This is a genomic window from Gilliamella apicola (assembly GCF_003202655.1).
Classification (GTDB): domain Bacteria; phylum Pseudomonadota; class Gammaproteobacteria; order Enterobacterales; family Orbaceae; genus Gilliamella; species Gilliamella apicola_R.
This window is the reverse complement of sequence record NZ_QGLR01000012.1, coordinates 274,665-292,840: the sequence shown is the minus strand read 5'-3', so window position 1 is coordinate 292,840 and position 18,176 is coordinate 274,665. Positions and strand designations below refer to the sequence as shown.

General features: G+C 31.0%; 15 protein-coding genes and 1 pseudogene. 13 read left to right on the top strand and 3 right to left on the bottom strand.

Translation table 11 applies throughout. The features are described 5' to 3' along the window. The first annotated feature begins 165 nt into the window (after positions 1 to 165). The 3 genes from DKK70_RS11180 to dld all read left to right on the top strand — a co-directional run bounded on the left by DKK70_RS11180 (position 166) and on the right by dld (position 3,263). A complete protein-coding gene (locus DKK70_RS11180) occupies positions 166 to 576 on the top strand; it encodes a hypothetical protein (RefSeq protein ID WP_110434066.1) in 411 nt (136 codons plus the stop codon). A gap of 361 nt (positions 577 to 937) precedes the next feature. Further along, positions 938 to 1,294: a hypothetical protein gene (locus DKK70_RS16835; protein WP_181415992.1), complete on the top strand. Its 357-nt coding sequence runs from the start codon at positions 938 to 940 to the stop codon at positions 1,292 to 1,294. A 256-nt stretch (positions 1,295 to 1,550) separates the two neighbouring features. After that, positions 1,551 to 3,263, top strand: coding sequence for a D-lactate dehydrogenase (gene dld, locus DKK70_RS11170; RefSeq protein ID WP_110434064.1), 1,713 nt, complete (start codon positions 1,551 to 1,553; stop codon positions 3,261 to 3,263). 40 nt (positions 3,264 to 3,303) lie between these two features. On the opposite strand, the gene mutS is transcribed toward dld, so the two are convergent. Continuing rightward, positions 3,304 to 5,883: a DNA mismatch repair protein MutS gene (gene mutS / locus DKK70_RS11165; protein WP_110434063.1), complete on the bottom strand. Its 2,580-nt coding sequence runs from the start codon at positions 5,881 to 5,883 to the stop codon at positions 3,304 to 3,306. 1,102 nt (positions 5,884 to 6,985) lie between these two features. Here mutS and DKK70_RS11160 point away from each other — a divergent pair. Continuing rightward, positions 6,986 to 8,116 carry a DUF3800 domain-containing protein gene (locus DKK70_RS11160; RefSeq protein WP_181415991.1) on the top strand — a complete coding sequence of 377 codons (1,131 nt, stop codon included), beginning with the start codon at positions 6,986 to 6,988 and terminating at the stop codon, positions 8,114 to 8,116. Positions 8,117 to 8,167: 51 nt separating this feature from the next. On the opposite strand, the gene DKK70_RS11155 is transcribed toward DKK70_RS11160, so the two are convergent. Next, the gene (locus tag DKK70_RS11155; RefSeq protein WP_110434061.1) at positions 8,168 to 8,890 is read right to left on the bottom strand and encodes an outer membrane protein; all 723 of its coding nucleotides are present in this window, start codon (positions 8,888 to 8,890) and stop codon (positions 8,168 to 8,170) included. A gap of 173 nt (positions 8,891 to 9,063) precedes the next feature. Between DKK70_RS11155 and DKK70_RS11150 the strand changes: the two genes are divergently transcribed. Next, positions 9,064 to 9,450 carry a helix-turn-helix domain-containing protein gene (locus DKK70_RS11150; RefSeq protein WP_110434060.1) on the top strand — a complete coding sequence of 129 codons (387 nt, stop codon included), beginning with the start codon at positions 9,064 to 9,066 and terminating at the stop codon, positions 9,448 to 9,450. Positions 9,451 to 9,465: 15 nt separating this feature from the next. Here the strand turns inward: DKK70_RS11150 and DKK70_RS11145 are convergent, their stop codons facing one another. Beyond that, positions 9,466 to 9,840: a hypothetical protein gene (locus DKK70_RS11145; protein ID WP_110434059.1), complete on the bottom strand. Its 375-nt coding sequence runs from the start codon at positions 9,838 to 9,840 to the stop codon at positions 9,466 to 9,468. Between the two features lie 234 nt (positions 9,841 to 10,074). Here DKK70_RS11145 and DKK70_RS16830 point away from each other — a divergent pair, with 234 nt between their 5' ends. From DKK70_RS16830 to DKK70_RS11095, 8 genes and pseudogenes are all read left to right on the top strand, one after another. Further along, complete coding sequence (locus tag DKK70_RS16830) at positions 10,075 to 10,377, top strand: hypothetical protein (RefSeq protein ID WP_110434058.1); 303 nt, start codon at positions 10,075 to 10,077, stop codon at positions 10,375 to 10,377. A gap of 424 nt (positions 10,378 to 10,801) precedes the next feature. Further along, positions 10,802 to 11,052: pseudogene (locus DKK70_RS17650) on the top strand (JAB domain-containing protein). 541 nt (positions 11,053 to 11,593) lie between these two features. Further along, positions 11,594 to 11,794, top strand: a complete 201-nt coding sequence (locus tag DKK70_RS17645; protein WP_110434054.1) for a helix-turn-helix transcriptional regulator — start codon at positions 11,594 to 11,596, stop codon at positions 11,792 to 11,794. 293 nt (positions 11,795 to 12,087) lie between these two features. Next, a complete protein-coding gene (locus tag DKK70_RS11115; protein WP_146210872.1) occupies positions 12,088 to 13,554 on the top strand; it encodes a hypothetical protein in 1,467 nt (488 codons plus the stop codon). 172 nt (positions 13,555 to 13,726) lie between these two features. Further along, positions 13,727 to 14,773: an ABC-three component system protein gene (locus tag DKK70_RS11110; RefSeq protein WP_110434052.1), complete on the top strand. Its 1,047-nt coding sequence runs from the start codon at positions 13,727 to 13,729 to the stop codon at positions 14,771 to 14,773. Further along, positions 14,761 to 15,258 carry an ABC-three component system middle component 2 gene (locus DKK70_RS11105; protein WP_110434051.1) on the top strand — a complete coding sequence of 166 codons (498 nt, stop codon included), beginning with the start codon at positions 14,761 to 14,763 and terminating at the stop codon, positions 15,256 to 15,258. Before DKK70_RS11110 ends, DKK70_RS11105 begins: the two co-directional genes overlap by 13 nt. Continuing rightward, positions 15,255 to 17,039 (top strand): hypothetical protein, encoded by a 1,785-nt coding sequence (locus tag DKK70_RS11100; RefSeq protein WP_110434050.1) that lies wholly within the window; start codon positions 15,255 to 15,257, stop codon positions 17,037 to 17,039. Before DKK70_RS11105 ends, DKK70_RS11100 begins: the two co-directional genes overlap by 4 nt. 153 nt (positions 17,040 to 17,192) lie before the next feature. Next, entirely contained in the window at positions 17,193 to 17,765 is a 573-nt protein-coding gene (locus DKK70_RS11095; RefSeq protein WP_110434049.1) for a DUF6037 family protein, read from the top strand. Positions 17,766 to 18,176: the final 411 nt, after the last annotated feature.

The window sequence follows — 18,176 nt, the reverse complement described above, 5'->3', positions numbered from 1 at the left end:
TTTAATGAGCAAATATAGTTTGTGTACCAAGTTAACTAAAAAGAGTATTGTTTTTGATTAAAGCATGAAATAATAATTTATAAACAAATTAATCCCTAGAAATATTAACTAAAAAGATTAACTAAAAAGATTAACTAAAAAGATTAACTAAAAAGATTAACCAATATGAAATATCATGCGATTAAAACTGAAGCGGTTGGCATTATAAGCGGAAGAAATGCGATCTATTTAGATGAATTCAAGCAGATATTTGATTCAGAATATAATTGTATTTTTAAAGGTGAATTCAGTTCCACATTAACTGAAATAACTTCGGGGAAAGATTTTATCCCATATACATTTTCTTTTTCGAATGTCATATATTATCAATGTTGTGAATTAGATCTTTATGTAAATGAAAATAAGATGGATTCATCTTTTGATTTTGTTGACAATTCTTGTTTAATTCAAGAATTAACCAACCGATGGACAACTTCTAAGATAAAAAAAGATCATAAACATTATGTATTACAAACATATGATTATGTTTTTGATATTGTCGCCAAAGATTATAAACTCGAGATTGAAGCTGAATAACCGAAAATTAGCAAAATAACCAAATAAATTATAATGGGGTTTACTAACCTTTTGAAACATTTATGGTTATTGGTTAATGTGGTGGAGGTTTGATAAAAGGTTTTAATCTTATTCATGATAATCAAATGGATCAATGGCTAATAATATTGTGTAAACTCTACGTTTATTAATAATTCATTAAATAAAACTTTTTTTCGATGTTTGATATAATACCGGAATTGGGTAAAATATAGTTTTTTTATCCATGAATTTAATAATAGATTTTATATTATCTCTCACTCTTATTTATAAAGAACAAGTAACAATGTAATGGCAAAGGAATGTTAAAATTAAAGTTTTTTTTTATTATTCACTCTTTTTTTTGTTAAATATCACCGATGTTTATGCTGCCATCAGTGCTAGAACCTCGTCAATACCTACAAGAATTTATCTTCTCAGGGGACCCAGTGATCGAATCTTTAACGCAGCAATTTGTGAATTTTTAGTCGTATTGTTTGTTATTATGATTGGTATTGTTGAAGTTATTGAAAAGCGAATACAAAATAAAATAGAGAGAAAACCAAAGAAGCCGAAAAAAATATTCAAAACCGAAGTACCATTAATAAAATCCGTCCAAGAATTTAAAAAACTCAGAAAAAATAGTTATAAACGCCGTTTACTTGACTTTTTTGGGAAATATTTATATCGATTAAAAGAATTTTTTAGAAAAAAAAGTTGAGGAACGAGATTTTCAAAAAAAATTAATACTATGCATATACGACTGTGTTTTCGACAAAACCTGAATCCTTAGTTTTAACATTTCTAACCTACTAACAATTATCTTTTATTTTGATTCTTTTTAGCTTTTTGTGTCAGTTTTGATGTTTTGCGCTCTAAAGTGTGATGTGCTCTTTTCAATAGATTGCATTGGTTATAGTATGGACAAAAATTGAGTGAATTTTGGCGTGATCATAACCCAAATAAGGAAACATAAAATGGCTGTAAATAATACATCAGATCTTGTAGCGAAGTTAAAAAATATTGTCGGTGATAAATATACCTTAACTGATCCAAGTCGTACTTTACCTTATCGTCAAGGAGCACGTTTTGGGGTAGGGGATGCATTAGCCGTTGTGATTCCCGGCACGTTGTTAGAACAGTGGCAAGTTTTAAAAGCTTGTGTTGAGGCAGATGTGATTGTGATTACACAATCGGCTAATACAGGATTAACTGGTGGCTCAACACCTGATGGAAATGATTATGATCGGCCGATAGTGATTGTTAGTACTCGTCGATTAGATGGTATTCAAGTGATTGAAAATGGTGATCAGGTGGTCTGTTTGCCGGGGAGCACACTATTCCATTTGGAAAAAGAGTTAAAAAAATATCATCGTGGCCCACATTCTGTGATTGGTTCTTCTTGTATTGGCGCTTCGGTTTTAGGCGGAGTTTGTAATAATTCCGGTGGTGCATTAATTCAGCGTGGTCCTGCTTATACACAAATGGCAGTGTTTGCCCAATTGGATGAGCAAGGTGAGCTACATTTGGTTAACCATTTAGGAATTGAATTAGGTGATACCCCAGAAGCGATTTTAGAGAACCTACAAAAACGCAGTTATACTGATAAAGATGTTAATCCTAACGCTGGTTTGGGGCATGATTATCACTATTGTGACCATGTGCGACAAATCGATGCCGATACGCCAGCGCGATATAATGCCGATCCTGCTCGTCATTATGAGGCATCGGGAAGTGCGGGTCGGTTGATGGTGTTTGCGGTACGGTTAGATACCTTTCCATTAGAGGAAAACACCGCAGTATTTTATATTGGAACCAATGATACAAGTGAGCTTGATGATATTCGTCGTCATATTTTAGGTAATTTTAAAAATCTACCAATCTCTGGCGAGTATATTCATCGTGATGCGTTTGATATTGCAGCGGTGTATGGTAAACATCTGTTTTTAGCGATTCAAAAACTGGGTACTGATACCATACCAAAGATGTACGCATTAAAGAATTTTGTCGATCGAATAATGAGTAAAATTCCTTTCTTTTCAGGAAGTTTTTCTGATAAATTTGCGGTGACAGTTTGTAAATTGTGGCCAAACCATTTGCCAAAATCGCTACGAGATTATCGTGATCGTTATGCCCATCATTTAATTTTAAAAATGTCTGATGACGGCATAGCCGAAGCTGAGGCGTTTTTAAAAGAGTATTTTGCTAATAGTTCAACAGATAAGCGTAACGGTAGCTATTTCCGTTGTAATGATAAAGAAGCTGAAGCAGCAATGTTACACCGTTTTGCCGTAGCTGGTGCTGCGACTGTTTATCGTAATGTTCATACTAAGACTGTCGAGGATTTAGTAGCGCTAGATATTGCTTTGCGTCGTAATGATAAGCAGTGGTTTGAAACGTTACCTGAAAATATTAGTCAGCATTTTATTCATAAGCTGTATTATGGCCACTTTTTCTGTTCGGTGTTTCATCAAGACTATTTGGCTAAAAAGGGTACTGACTGTGCGAAAGTTGAAGAAGAAATGTTGGTGATACTCGATCAGCGTGGCGCTCAATACCCTGCTGAACATAATGTTGGTCACTTGTATCATGCCAATTCCGATTTGCAAAAATTCTATCATGAGTTAGATCCAACCAATAGTTTCAATCCGGGTATCGGTAAAACTTCTAAGAAGAAATTTTGGAAATAAGTTAGAGGCTAAATTCAATATCCAAACCGCCATTATTAAATTAATGGCGGTTTTTTTTTTTTTTAAATAATTTTTTTAATTGATAGATGGCCTCTAACGCCTGTTTTGGTGTTAGAGCATCAGGATCGATCTGCTGTAGGGCGAGTTCGACTTCTGATGGTTCACTATCAGTGATTAAAGTAAGCTGTGAGCTTTCAACATGACTGTTAGCCGATTGTTTAGAGATGACTTCTAGCTCTTTTAGCTTTTGTTTGGCGCGTTTTAAGATAGTTTTCGGTACACCGGCTAGCCCTGCAACAGCAATACCAAAACTTTTGCTGGCGGCACCTTCGGAGACTTCATGAATGAAGGCGACACTGTTGTCGTGTTCAATAGCGTCAAAATGGATATTATAGACACCTTGCATCTGTTCAGGTAATTGGGTTAACTCAAAATAGTGGGTGGCAAATAGCGTCATCGCTTTGATTTGGTTAGCTAAATTTTCTGCACATGCCCATGCTAATGAAAGTCCATCATAGGTTGAGGTGCCACGGCCAATTTCATCCATTAACACTAAGCTATTTGGCGTAGCGTTATGCATAATGTTAGCGGTTTCAGTCATTTCAACCATAAAGGTAGAACGGCCTGAAGCTAAGTCATCGGATGCCCCAATTCGAGTAAAGATACGATCAACAGGACCAATTGTCGCTTTAGACGCCGGAACAAAACTACCTATGTAAGCCAATAAGACAATTAGCGCCGCTTGACGCATGTAGGTACTTTTTCCGCCCATATTGGGGCCGGTGATAATCAGCATCCGTCTATCTGATGAGAGAGACAGTGAGTTGGCGATAAATGGTTTTTGTAGCACTTGTTCGATCACAACATGTCGACCGTCTTTGATTTCAATACCAGTTTGATTAGTTAATGTTGGACAATGGTAGTTGAGCGTGAAAGCTCGTTCAGCAAGATTAGTTAGAACATCAAGTTCGGCAATCGCATCGGCACTGATTTGCATATCAGCTAATTCAGGCATAAGTAGATCGAACAGTTGATCATAAAGCTGCTTTTCAAGCGCTAATGCACGGCCTTTTGAGGTTAAAACTTTGTCTTCATACTCTTTAAGTTCAGGAATGATATAACGTTCGACATTTTTAAGTGTTTGTCTACGCGTGTAGTGTATTGGTGCGAGGTGGCTTTGACCTCGGCTAATTTGGATGTAGTAACCATGTACCGCATTAAAGCCTACTTTTAGAGTATCAATTCCTAAGGTTTCACGTTCGCGAATTTCAAGTTGTTCTAAGTAGTTGGTTGCACCATCAGCTAGGTTACGCAATTCATCTAATTCAGGGTGATAATTAGTGGCAATAACACCTCCATCTCGAATAATAACCGGTGGCGCTTCGACAATCGCCCGATTTAAGAGATCGGCAATTTGATCGAATTGATTTATTTTGGCGCGTAATGCAATGAGTGATGGTGCGTTAAATTGCGCTAACTGTTGTTGGAGTTGTGGTAATAGGTTATAGGCATCACGTAACCGAGCAAAATCGCGTGGCCGAGCACTTCGTAGTGCTAATCTTGCTAAAATTCGTTCAAGATCACCAATTTGCTTTAATAGCGGTTGTAGGTCGGTAACATCATTTTGTAACTCTTTAATGGCTTGTTGTCGATTTTCTAAAATGGCCAAATTACGAATTGGCGAGTGTAACCAACGTTTAAGCATTCGACTGCCCATGGCCGTTTGGGTGTTATCTAAAATGTCGGCAACGGTATGTTCAGTTCCACCAGATAGGTTTTCGGTGATCTCTAAGTTTCTGCGAGTGGAGGCATCTAATACCACAAAATCAACTGAAGATTCTTTAACTATTGAGCGAATATGTGGCATGGCTGTGCGTTGGGTATCTTTGACATATTGCAATAAACAGCCAGCTGCACATAAGGCATAGTGGCAATCTTCCACCCCATATCCCACTAAATCATTGGTACCAAATTGTAAATTAAGTTGCTGTTTGGCGGTTTCCAGATCAAAGTCCCAAATTGGGCGTCGTCTTAATCCGTGGCGATTTTCGATTAAACACATTGATGGAAAGTCTTCAGGGTAGAGTAACTCAACTGGGCTAGTTCGCTGTAATTCAGCTTGCATTGCTTCCGGATTATCACATTCAAATACAAAAAAGCGACCTGAACTCATGTCTAAAGTGGCATAGCCAAAGTGCTGTTTTTGTTGCCATATGCAGGCAAGTAAGTTGTCTTTACGATCTTCTAATAATAATTCATCACTTACTGTGCCGGGAGTGATAATACGGACAATCTTACGCTCCACAGGCCCTTTGCTGGTTGCTGGATCGCCTATTTGTTCACAGATTGCCACTGATTCGCCTAACGAGATAAGTTTGGCTAAATAACTTTCAACTGCATGATAAGGTACCCCAGCCATCGGAATTGGCTGACCATTTGATGAACCACGTTTAGTAAGCGAAATATCTAAGAGTTGTGAAGCACGTTTGGCATCTTCATAAAACATCTCATAAAAATCACCCATACGATAAAACAATAAAATATCGGGGTTTTCAGCTTTTAACTTGAGATACTGTCGCATCATTGGTGTGTGGTTAACTAAGTTTTCATTATCATTCATGGCGATATTTCTTTTTATTGTTGATATTTCAATTGGTTAATTAATTTTGATTGTCTCACTAAGAATCATGAGATCTCATAAAAATGCAGAGATGCGCAATTATTATTGTAACCAAAAATATAATCGAACTGTTTACATTAATAATTGTATTATTATAACCGATTATTGTTTTCTAACAGAGGGCTATTTTTATGGCAGATGACGAAAAAAGGATTATTTCATCAGGCTACACTAAAGATCAGCCCCCACGGATAACTTATTAAGTTATATGAAAGAAAATAGAGGATTAAGAGTATAACACTCAAAAACAGGTAAAAAACGTTTTTTATCGATATAGACGAACAGACGGTAAATAAGTCGGAATGATAATAGGTTATTTTCCTCAAATACAATTAGCCGAAGCTAGATTGATGCTTTAAGAATTAAAACAAAAACGAGAATGAGGTTTCTGCCCTAGAAGTGAGCAAGAAGAGTAAAAAAGTAGTATGTACAATTAGAACAAGAGCAACAGAAAGTAACCAATTTTACATTTAAAAAAATGATTAATCTCTAACTAACGCAGACATTGAAGATCGTTGTACAAGTGATGGAAACTAATTTTAGGTGTATGTAAATCTAAGGGACAAGGTGTAATTAGGAGAATGTTACATGCAGATGTTGAAAAAGAATAGAAAGATGTTGTTACAACAGATATCACTAGACAAGATATTATTGATTTGATTATGTCAACTGTTGTATTGGATGCAAACGTTTAAGTGGTTAATGTATTAAGAGAGTTAAATACTGCTTATGAATATGTCATTGGCTTAGGTAAAATTGACAGTAGTTTTATCAATCCGTTGTGTTTGCAAAAATAGCCTTAATATGGAAACAGTTAAATTAATTTTAAAAGGAGGGGGAAGCGAGTATTATATGAATCAGAATTGAATGAACTCATGATTTGCATAGTTATGATAATGAATGCCGAGAATAGTTACAGAAGTGGGGTGATTATTTAAGTAGCTCAAGTTTTTTCTTTTGTATTTAAAATTTAATCTATTCAATATTGTTGTCCTTCTAAATTTAAATAACTTATTTTCTCATAATGTTACTGAGGAGTTGTATGAAAAATAAATTTTATATTGATGAAAGTGGTAATACTGGTGATTTAGTTGTATCAGAAAAAAATAGTAACTTCAGTAATCAAGAATACTTTACGTTAGCTTGTGTTAGTTTGCAGGATTCACGCATTAAACACCTTGAGGAATTCGTAGAAAATTTAAAATTAAAATACAAAATACAGGCAAAAGAATTAAAATTTTCAAAGATTAAAAGCTTATTTGGAAAAAATATTGATTTTGTTTTTGAACTGTTGAACGAAATCCAAAAGAAGAGCTATTTTATTATAGAAATTGTTGATAAAAAATATATTATATGTGCTAATATTGTAAACTGTCTTATATTTCCACCATATTTTCAAAAAGATTTAGAACAAGAAGAAATGGACTTTGTTCATAAGTACCTACCTCAATGGCTTTATGACAACATAACACTTCAATTTTTAATTAAGTTTACTAATATTGCTCGAAATCCAAGCGAAATCGGTTTAAAAGAGCTATTTGATGAGTTACTTATTTTAGCAAAAAATGTGAGAGATCCGCTCTCAGAATTTATTGTTGAAAGTATAACTGACACTATGGATATTTTTGAGAAATTTAAAAAATGTGAAAATTTAGATAGAGAAGCATATACATATTTTCTTCCGCTTCCTGATATTAGTAAAAAAGGGCAATTAATTGGCATACTTCCATATATAAGTAGTTTTTGTAATATTCATGCTAGATTAAATCATTTATTTCATCGGAATTTATCAGAGGTTGAATTTATTCATGATAATCAATCTTATTTTGATGATATAATAAAGTACTACCATGATAGTGCAGTAAATAATACTATGGATAAAAGAAAGTTTGGTTTTTCTGATTTTGTTTTTACAAATATATCTAGTTTAAAGTTTCAAGATGATAAAGCCCGAATTGGATTACAGATTGCAGATATTGTAGCTGGATTCATAAATAAAGCTATTCCTGTTCTTCTTGAACGTAAAGATGCTGCTTTAGATGAGAAAGAATATAACACTATGATTAGAATAATAACCCTTCTATATTCTAAACACAGTATTAACTTTGTTTTACCTCCGAAACATAATGAGTATTTGTTTAATTACTTTAATTTTATTTTATTCAATAATTAAAAAAGTTGTTTCTTTAAATAAATATGAAGGGCTACTCTAGCCCTTTATTAATTAAAAACTATAACGAACCCCAACCATTAAATCAGTTGTACTCAGTTTTAATTCTGATTTTGCACTGTTATCGCCGGTTGATACATTAATCTTGCCACCGTAAGTATAACGAGCTAGGATATCTGTCGACCAATTGTCAGTTATCTTATAGTTACCGCCGAAACCTGCAGCATAAGCAAAACGTGTTTTACTTTTTGAATTGGTATCAGCATCTTCATTATCACCACCGGAAACAAGTCCTGTACGTTCATATTTTAAAAATGCCGCACCTACACCTAATGATACGTATGGCGTAAAGTTAGTACCCGTATCAAAATCATAATAGGTATTAACCATGAGGGTGTTCATTCGTGTTTTGATATGTAAGTAATATTCCCCATTTATCGAGTCTCCATCATCATCTGTACCACTAAATTGGCGTGCATTAGTATCTTTATTTAAATTGCCACGCATCGTAAACATTAATTCAGTACGAATAGGTAAGTCAAAATGTGGTTTAAAATTATAACCGATACCAACACCTCCATTAACAACTACTTTGTTTTGAGAGTCAAAGCTAAAGTTGCTAGGATCAACATCATCATCAAGAAATTTGTGACTAATGCTTCCTGCGCGTAACCAGCTTCCACCTAATTGACCATTGACATAGACACCAGATGTTTCAGCATAAGTAATACCTGTTGAACCGAATAAAATAACAGCTGCAATTAACGTTTTTTTCATTTTTTCCTCATATCATATTTTGTTATAAACCTCATTAATTATAGTATAAATTAATTGACATATCAATAAAAGATATATTTGGGGTTATTTATATCTATAATTGATATTTAAACATCAAGATAATAACAGGAAAATAAGTAGTTATTAGTCACTTAATTTAGAGCTATTCAAAAATGGCAAAAACGCCAGTTTCAGATATTGATAAAAAAGTAGGTAAACGAATACAGCAGTGTAGAAAAGAGAGAGGTTTAACTGTTGTTCAATTATCTGAAAAAATAGAATTAGCCGCTCAAACCATTTCACGTTATGAAAGGGGAGAGAATAAAATCAATTTGGAACATTTGACTTTGATTGCAATAGAACTACAAACACCTATTAGTTGGTTTTTAATTGATGAAGAGCAAAGTTATACTGTTAAAATATCCAAGAAAGTAGTCGAGAAAAAAGAAACCTACATTTATTCAAATCCTGAAGATCTTGAAAGACGGTTATTACAACGTTGGCAAAATTTAACAATAGAGCAGAAACGAGCGTTAATAATTTTAATTGATACTATGTAATAAAAATAAATTTTATTATATTTTTTTTAAACCTTTTGGTGCTTTTTCCGACGTTTTTAAATGATAAGAAGAGATATATAAATAAGTTATTGGAACTCCTTTATTTGAAAAAATTTCGTATATATCAATACATGAATTAATATTATTTGTATATGAACTTCCTACTCTTTTCCATCTTATTTTTGAGCCATCAGCTAAACGTAGGCTAGATAGGTAATAATCATTTTCTAAAATACTATTAACAGGAATAGGGTTTGTAACAGACAAATCAAACTCACCAAAACCTTGTGGAATCTCATTTGTTTCACATGCTTGAGGATTTTTATTAATTAATAATTTAAATATTTGTGATAAATTTTTATCTTTTATATGTTTAACTTTTTTTTTCATAACTTTTTAGTCCTATTTAAATTTTAATTGGTTTATCAATAATTACTTAACCAATTCAGAATATTTTTATTGGTTAAATTTAATTTACAAAAAATTTTTATTGATATTGGAGTAACTAACTTTAAATAAGTGTGTTTAAAGTTATGATATTATTAAATATTTTTTCTGGTTTGTGTTTTTTGTGGTATAATAAAATAAAGTGAAAGTCAGTATTTCATTGGTAATAGACAACAAATGATATTGTCCAAACAGGGTAGTCTTGATAACTTTTGTGGCATTTATAGTATAGTGAATGAAGTCTCTTACCTATATATTAAGAAACTCGAAACTAAAAATTTATTTCTTAGGTTAATTAACCAATATCATCAAAAATACAATATTACTGATTTGATCAATTATGGTATGACTAATGTTGAAATGGATAATCTAATAATTGATGTGCTTCAACAAGGCTACTATTATCAACATTATCCTATAAGAATAACTATGCCATACCGAAATACATCAAACCTAACAACACCACAATTATTTTCTTAAATTAATCGATTTCGTAATAAATATCCAGATAAAAGAACATGTGTCATTATCGGTACTCAATACCAACCATTGGTCTGTAATACGTACCATATATAATAAGTTTATTTATTTTTCAGATAGCAGTAATTTTAATAAGATTTATCGATATAAATTCTCATTACTTAATCCACGTAAAACCTATCAAATTAGTTTAGATGATATTTATTTTTTTGAGCATACAACATGATGATACCAAGTATCAGTGAACATGATTTAATTATTATTCAAGAAGCTAAAGCTATTATTGCTAAACTTGTGCAAACAGGCAAAAAATATGTTCTCCTAAAGATGTTAAAGATTATTTTGGGTTTTTGGTTTATATAAATATGAAATGTTTTGTGTTTTGTATTTAAATCAGCAAAATCAGGTTATCAAATTTGAATAAATGTTTAGAGGTATCTTAAATGAAACGAGTGTTTATCCTAGAGAAATAGCTAAACAAACACTCATTTATAATGCTGTATCAGTTATCTTGGTACATAATCATCCAAGTGGGGAGTGTAAACCTAGTCAACAAGATATTTTACTAACAAACAAATTGAACAAATATTGGCACTTATTGATGTTAATATTTTAGATCATTTTATCGTAAGTAATCATAATTATCTTTCATTGAAAGAACATGGATATTATTAATACTACATATCATTTATCACTAATAGAATTCAGTTTTTCGATATTTTCATTTATAAAATTACTGTCTAGTGATCTTTTTAAAATATTTTCATCCCACTTTTTATTTGATTTAGTATTTAGATTTAGCTTTAGCTTATTTTCAGAATAATATATGGGGTTACTTAAATTAACAGATTTGTCATTTTGTTTAATTTCTAACTCATTCAATTTTTCTATAATTTGTGAATTAGATAGGTTTGGTATATCTTTATAAAATTGGGCAACTAGACACCGACGATAAAATCCTCTTGTAATTTTTTTCTGAGGAATTTGTCTTTGATAATTTTTTATAATATGGATAAAAATTTCACTGTAAGTTTTTATTACTTTTTTTTGACCAGGACTAATATTTCCTTACAAAAGAAACCTACTCATTTTATTAAGAAGCTTATATTGTTCATTATTTAATTCTAAAGTTACTTTAATAATCCCATCCTCTTTCTTTTTTTCGGATTTCTCTCTGTATATACATATCTCTTTTCATTTTAATATTCCTTTTTTTATGACAGTCATTTTTAAATTAAAAAAGGTATGTGAAATTACTACATTATCAAAAGCAACAATTTATAGGGAGATTAAACAAGGAAAATTTCCTGCACCAATTCAATTAACTGATAGAAGTGTTGGCTGGTTAATGTCTGAGATCGAAGAATGGATAAATAACAAAGCAAAAAACAGGAAAGGATATCATTTACTTAATTAATTCAACATTGATTAATATTAAGGCATCATTTGTTACTCAATTCATTTGAACTTATTTTCAATGAATTTTTATAACACAATAATAACCATACTATATTTATTTTCTAAAGCCAAAGGAAATCACTGTTTGTATGGTTTTCCCCCTTAATAAAGCCCTCAATTTGCTGTTTTGAAAGAATTTAACAATTATCTTTCTGCCATATTAAAGGCATATATCATCATCAATATATTAATAATGAGTTATATACGATGGTGGAAAAAAAGAGAGATAAATATATATACGGATACATATATATGAAAGTAAATAATCACAAAGCTTATATTGTTAAGCGTTCTATTTTAGTTACATTGGATACCTACAATAAATTTAATGAAGATGTCTATAAAATCCCTTTTATGGGTAATGATAAAAGAAAGTCACCAGCATATTATAGAGATATAAAAAGTTTTTTAATACATTTAATCTGTAATTGTTACCTTTACTCAAAAAATTCAAATAATAAACGTTATACTCGATATTCACCATTTCCTAGCAAATTAGGAAAGGAGAAATTGCCTCAGGTATTTAAGCAAAAAAAATACCTTGGTTATGATAGGGCATTGGAGTTATTAGAGAAAAGTGGAATTATTAGAATTAAAAGTTATAACCACGGAAATCATCTGTGTCGTCAGTTTGCATTATCAAAAATGCATTTGAAGAAATGGTTTGGTATATCTAAAAAGTCATATATGAATCGTGAGGAACGATTCATACATCTTAATGCATCTAAAATAGGCATTAACCGTCATATTTGGACACAAAAAAAATTGATAAATGAGATAACAAGAGGGAGAAAAAAAACAAAACATTCAATTCGCCATGTTTCACGTAATACGATGAATTATATGTCATCAGTATATAATGATATGGGGTTGTTGTTAGTTAATGTAGATAAACTTTTTTCTTTTAAACCTAGAAGTAATATCGAACAATTACATAAAACAATGCTTATTCAGCATTTAATTGATAGAGGTAGCGAGGTTATAAATGACAGCCCTCTTGTTGTTGGTTATAGCCCCGAATATAAAGTTGCCAATATAGGCACTCGCTCATTTGAAAAAGGTGGCGGATTTCAGTTTTTAAAATCAAAACTGAAATGGCATGTTTTTGAGGGCTACAATTATGACATTAAAAGTAGTCAATTAGTAATTTTAAAAAATGAGTTTAAAGAGAACAACATTAAATGTAAACGACTAAAAAAAATAACCAAGAAAAATGTTATGAATCTATTTAACGTTAGTGATAAAGTCGCAAAAATGTTGATATATTCTTTAATATTCTCAATGGGCCATGTCCGTATAACTAGAAAAAGTGAAGTTTTCAAAGGGCTATCAAAGTATTATTCTTATAAAAATACAGTAAGGTTGCTCAAAAAATGGAAAAAATACGTGAGACCTATTAAGGAATCACTTAATAAATTAGTTGATATTTATATTTCTAATGCTAAAAAAAGAGTTGATCGGGGTATTTCTATTTGCAATGCGGTTGGACATACCTATTTGATTAAAAATACTAAGGTAATGATAAAAGTGAGAGGTAAAATACTAGCACATATGATTCAAGGTATTGAAAGTCGTGCTATTTATGAAACTATTTTGAATAACCCAAATATCTGTGGTTCTATAGAACATGATGGGGTTGTATCAAGTGATCCTATTAACTGGGTTCATCCTTATTTGAAGCTTAAATTAAAGCATAGTAATAATTTTAAAATTAATTAATAGTCTATTATTTAACTGAGCAGGTAATATATACTATAAATTACCTGCAACTATTTATGTAATGTTTTTGTATTAAACAATTTATTTTTTCGATAATATGAGTAAAATAAATAAAAATTGGTTATTGTTATGATTTATCTATATATTTAAAATAATACTTTAGGAATAAATTATGGAAAGTAATAAAAAATATATACAAAAAGTAAATTCTGTAATTTATCCTCCAGCATCTTTGGTTATATTATTTGATGATAAACAGTGGGAATCATTTATTGAAGATTGTTGCCGTGTAGATATGGGGATAGGGAAAAAGTACAGTTTTGTACAGATGCTTGGCGGAGCAGGTGATGCTGGAAGAGATATTGAAGCACGTTATCAAGAAGAATTGAAAGCAAATGAGTGGGATTTATATCAAGGTAAACATTTAACGCAACCGGTTGGTGAGTCGACTTTATATCCTGAATTAGCAAAAGTAATACATCATATATCCATTGGAACTTATCCTGAGCCTAAAAATTATTATCTTTGTGCCCCTAGAAATACAACACCAAAATTGCATGATTTATTAGCAAAACCGGAAGAATTAAAAAAGAGATTTATTAATGCTTGGGAGAATGGTAAAAGTGGTATAAAAAAAAGTCATTTTCCTTTTAGTGATAAAACTAAATCAATAGCTAATTCTTTTGATTACAGAAAAATAAAAGAATTTCCTGTCAAAGATTTAATTGCCCTTCATTCTAAAGATTCAATAGCTCATGAAAAATTATTTGGTATTTCAGCTGTAAGAAGTGACAATCCAGATATTCCAGATATACCGACTACATTAGAGCAAGTATATATTAATGAATTAATGAAAGTATATTCAGAACATGGCAATCAGGTATTTGATATAAAAAACATAATGCACTATGAAAATTATAAGAATCATTTAATAGGTTGCAGAACAGAGTTTTATAGCGCTGAAGGGTTAAAACGTTTTAGCCGTGACATTTATCCTTCAGAATTTGAAAAGTTATTATGTTCTGTTCATCAAGGTATAATGAGGACATTAGCAAATCCAACCTATAATAATAGTTTTCAACGATTAGAAAATACCCTTGAAAAAGCTGCAACCCTTCAAATAACTGATAATCCTTTATCAAAACGCTTGCTGCCAGCAGATCTCCCTGGAACATGTCATCACCTTGTAAATGAAGAGAAGATTAAATGGACAAAATAGGTATAGATAAAAACACAATTGATATTTTCAATACTCCATTTGAATTAGGTATGAGAATGGTTTATTTGTTAAGCAGTATGTATCCCAGTGGAGCCGATTTACAAAAATTAGTTTTACTTGATTATGCTGTAGTTTACTCAGGTGATTTTGATGGTCCTGATAGTTTACATACTCCTGTGCCTTTTAGGGGAAATGAGCTTTATAGTCGAAGAGAACTTATTAATATAGGATTGCATTTAATGATCACTAGAAAATTAGTTATGGCTGAGTTTAATGAGTTCGGGATTATTTATTTTGCTGGTGATGAAAGTCGCTCTTTTATTGATTCTATAGGTATATCTTATGCAGAAAAATTGATTGATAGATGCTTATGGGCTACAAATAAATTTGGTCATATGAACTCTATTGAATTAACTTCATTTTTTAATGAAAACAATTTTCGTTGGGGTGCTGAGATTGAATTTAAAAGGACTGTATTAATATGACTATAAAATTAGAAAAATTAGTATCAGCAAGTAAAATTAAAAGTGATGTAACAATTATTTTCGATATAAATAGGACATTAATTCTAGGGCCTAGCGATACAGGTAAGTCTTATATTAGGGATTGTTTATGGTATTTATTAGGTGGTAATGATATCCCAAGAAATATTCCCGAGAGCAAATCATATGACACTTTATTTTTACAAATTAATTATAATAATAAAATCTATACAATAAAAAGATCGTTGAAAAACAAATCATTAACTGAATTATATCAAGCTAATATTAGTAATATAGATGAAAAAAATAGAATAAATCAAGATATTGGCTCTTTCTTGGTAGAGTGCTCTGGGGCTAAAGATAAAATCATTCTTCGTTCAAAGTCTGAAAATGGCCCAATTAACGGAAGTGATCTTAGACATTGGTTTTTACTATCTCAACCAGGAATGATTAGTAAAGATCCCACTTATGGTACCCCTACAGAGAGAACCCAGAGAAAAGCTTCATTTTATACATTTCTAACTGGACTTGATGATTCTGATATGGTTTTAGATCAAAGTGAGAAAGAGAAAACAAAAATCAGAACTTCTTTAGATTTGATTAACAAAAGACTTATCACATTAAAAGAAAACTTACCAGATGATTTCAATCAAGAAGAAGTTAATAATTCGTTAATAAAATTAGATAGAACTTTAGATGAACTTAGTCATGCTCGGAATGCAAAAACACAAGAGTTGAAAAATATTAGGATCGATTTAAGTAAGGTAATTACATTACTGAATGAAAATCAGTCTAAATTAATTTATGCCGAAGCAATGCTATCTAGATTGAAATTACTTAATCAAAAATACGAAAATGATTTAGATAGGTTAAATACGATTGATAGTAGTCTTGCCATTTTTAATAATTTAGAACCTCAAGCATGTGTTCTATGCGGTTCCATTTCGAATAAATATAATGAACAATTATCTGAACTTGATATTATTAAACAGAGAAATGCAATTGCGGTTGAATCAAAAAAAATTAAGTTGCTCAAACAAGGTTTACTTGATTCAATAAAAATTGAAGAGGAAATTGTTGAGTATCATACTAGGCAAGTAAAAGAGCTAGATGAAAGATTGATTTTTATAAGAAAACAAGAAGAAGATGTTTTATCATCTAAAGACGATGAAATTAGTTTTGATATTAAAGAATTAGCTCTAAAAAGAACAGAATACTCATTGTTATTGAATACGAATCGCGAAATTCAAAAATTAGTTAAAGAGCATGATAATTTTAAAAGTTTAATAAAAGCTAAATCACCTCCGATTAATCGTGAGTTAGGAGTAGAATTTGAGAATATAAATATACTTATTCGATCTATATTGCATTCTTGGGGATTTAGCTATATTGAAAGTATTCAATTGGATATTATGGAATGTGATATTCAAATTGATGGTCGAGATAGGTTAAGTTATGGAGCGGGCCTACGTTCAATTTTTTTAGCCGCATTAGCTATTGGATTTCTTTCCTATTCTATAGACAATTCTCATCCTAATTTAGGGTTTTTAATTATTGATTCACCATTAAAAGCATATGGAGAGGCTAAAAATAGTAGTGATGTAACAGTTCCTGTTAAGACAGTTAAAAATTCTTTCTATGAATGGTTATCTAATTGGAAAGGAAATGGACAATTGATAGTTTTAGAAAATGAACCAGTGAATGAAAACATCTATGCTCAATTAAAACCTATTCAATTTACTGGTACTTTAGGTTTAGGTAGATATGGATTTTACCCTAAATAACTGATTTGATAAGATCAAATGAAAATTGATTATGACACTAATGTTTTTTTCATTATTGTTGGATTGCATTAGTGAATTGATATTCAAATTCAAGAGCAGTTTATTATCAGGTATTAATATTCAAAAGTATTTATGAAATAGGAAAAATCTATAATGGAAATGTCTTCATTACGTCAACTTCATCAAAGTATGTTGCAGATTTCAGTTGATATGCAACAATTTCAAATAACAACTGGATTAACTAGTTTTGATTGCCTATTTTCCACAAGAGAATCTCCATTTATTTTATCCTTGACCTCAAGAGGTGATAACCCTCACTTTTTTAAGTTTGAAGTGATGAAAGGATATCAAATAAAACCATATTTTGATGGTTTTTATTATGAATTAGTGGAAGTATTGAATAATGATTTTAACACTGGAAAACTAGAACCTAAAAAATTCTTAGACCAATTAAACACTTCTTTGCCTAAAATAGCGTCAATTCGATATAGCCCTACAACAAGTGAAATTGTACGATTAAGACATGATATTATAGAAGAAAGAGAAAAACCTTATTTTGATACATGGATCTATTGGCATAGTGAAAAAAGACCAAATGGGGCGTCAAAAGAAAATCTAAAGAAAACTTTATTACTGCTTGGTAAAGATGCTCATCAACATAGTATAAACATGAAAGCTTCATCAAAATGGAGTTCAATTGATTTGGGACACAATTGGAGGAAATGATGACTTCCAAATAATGATCCACTTGTTATGTCAGAATGGCGTGACCTAGGTCGATAAGCCTGCTTTATTAGATATCTTATAGGGGTTGTTATAGATATAGTTAATTGAACTAATCAAAGAAGCGAATAAAATAATGTATTTTTCTATCTATTGGACTTGCAATACTTAATTTTTATTAGTATTACCAAAAGTATGGTTTATTTCTATTTCCTTTTAAAAACCAAAATAAATCAAATGTATTTTACTAACGCATCATTGGTGTGTGGTCAGTCAAATCTTGGTTATCTGTCATAGCGTTGTTTCTTTAGTTTAAAAAATGGTATTTAGACTTTAATCGTAAAATTTCATATTTAAGGTGGTTATCTGTATTTATAACCGTTTACAACTATCTTAAATATGAATGGTTATAGT

Coding starts and splice junctions, on each gene's coding strand:
- DKK70_RS11180 (WP_110434066.1), top strand. CDS start 166: ATGAAATATCATGCGATTAAAACTGAAGCGGTTGGCATTATAAGCGGA.
- dld (WP_110434064.1), top strand. CDS start 1,551: ATGGCTGTAAATAATACATCAGATCTTGTAGCGAAGTTAAAAAATATT.
- mutS (WP_110434063.1), bottom strand. CDS start 5,883: ATGAATGATAATGAAAACTTAGTTAACCACACACCAATGATGCGACAG.
- DKK70_RS11160 (WP_181415991.1), top strand. CDS start 6,986: ATGAAAAATAAATTTTATATTGATGAAAGTGGTAATACTGGTGATTTA.
- DKK70_RS11155 (WP_110434061.1), bottom strand. CDS start 8,890: ATGAAAAAAACGTTAATTGCAGCTGTTATTTTATTCGGTTCAACAGGT.
- DKK70_RS11150 (WP_110434060.1), top strand. CDS start 9,064: ATGGCAAAAACGCCAGTTTCAGATATTGATAAAAAAGTAGGTAAACGA.
- DKK70_RS11145 (WP_110434059.1), bottom strand. CDS start 9,840: ATGAAAAAAAAAGTTAAACATATAAAAGATAAAAATTTATCACAAATA.
- DKK70_RS16830 (WP_110434058.1), top strand. CDS start 10,075: ATGATATTGTCCAAACAGGGTAGTCTTGATAACTTTTGTGGCATTTAT.
- DKK70_RS17645 (WP_110434054.1), top strand. CDS start 11,594: ATGACAGTCATTTTTAAATTAAAAAAGGTATGTGAAATTACTACATTA.
- DKK70_RS11115 (WP_146210872.1), top strand. CDS start 12,088: ATGAAAGTAAATAATCACAAAGCTTATATTGTTAAGCGTTCTATTTTA.
- DKK70_RS11110 (WP_110434052.1), top strand. CDS start 13,727: ATGGAAAGTAATAAAAAATATATACAAAAAGTAAATTCTGTAATTTAT.
- DKK70_RS11105 (WP_110434051.1), top strand. CDS start 14,761: ATGGACAAAATAGGTATAGATAAAAACACAATTGATATTTTCAATACT.
- DKK70_RS11100 (WP_110434050.1), top strand. CDS start 15,255: ATGACTATAAAATTAGAAAAATTAGTATCAGCAAGTAAAATTAAAAGT.
- DKK70_RS11095 (WP_110434049.1), top strand. CDS start 17,193: ATGGAAATGTCTTCATTACGTCAACTTCATCAAAGTATGTTGCAGATT.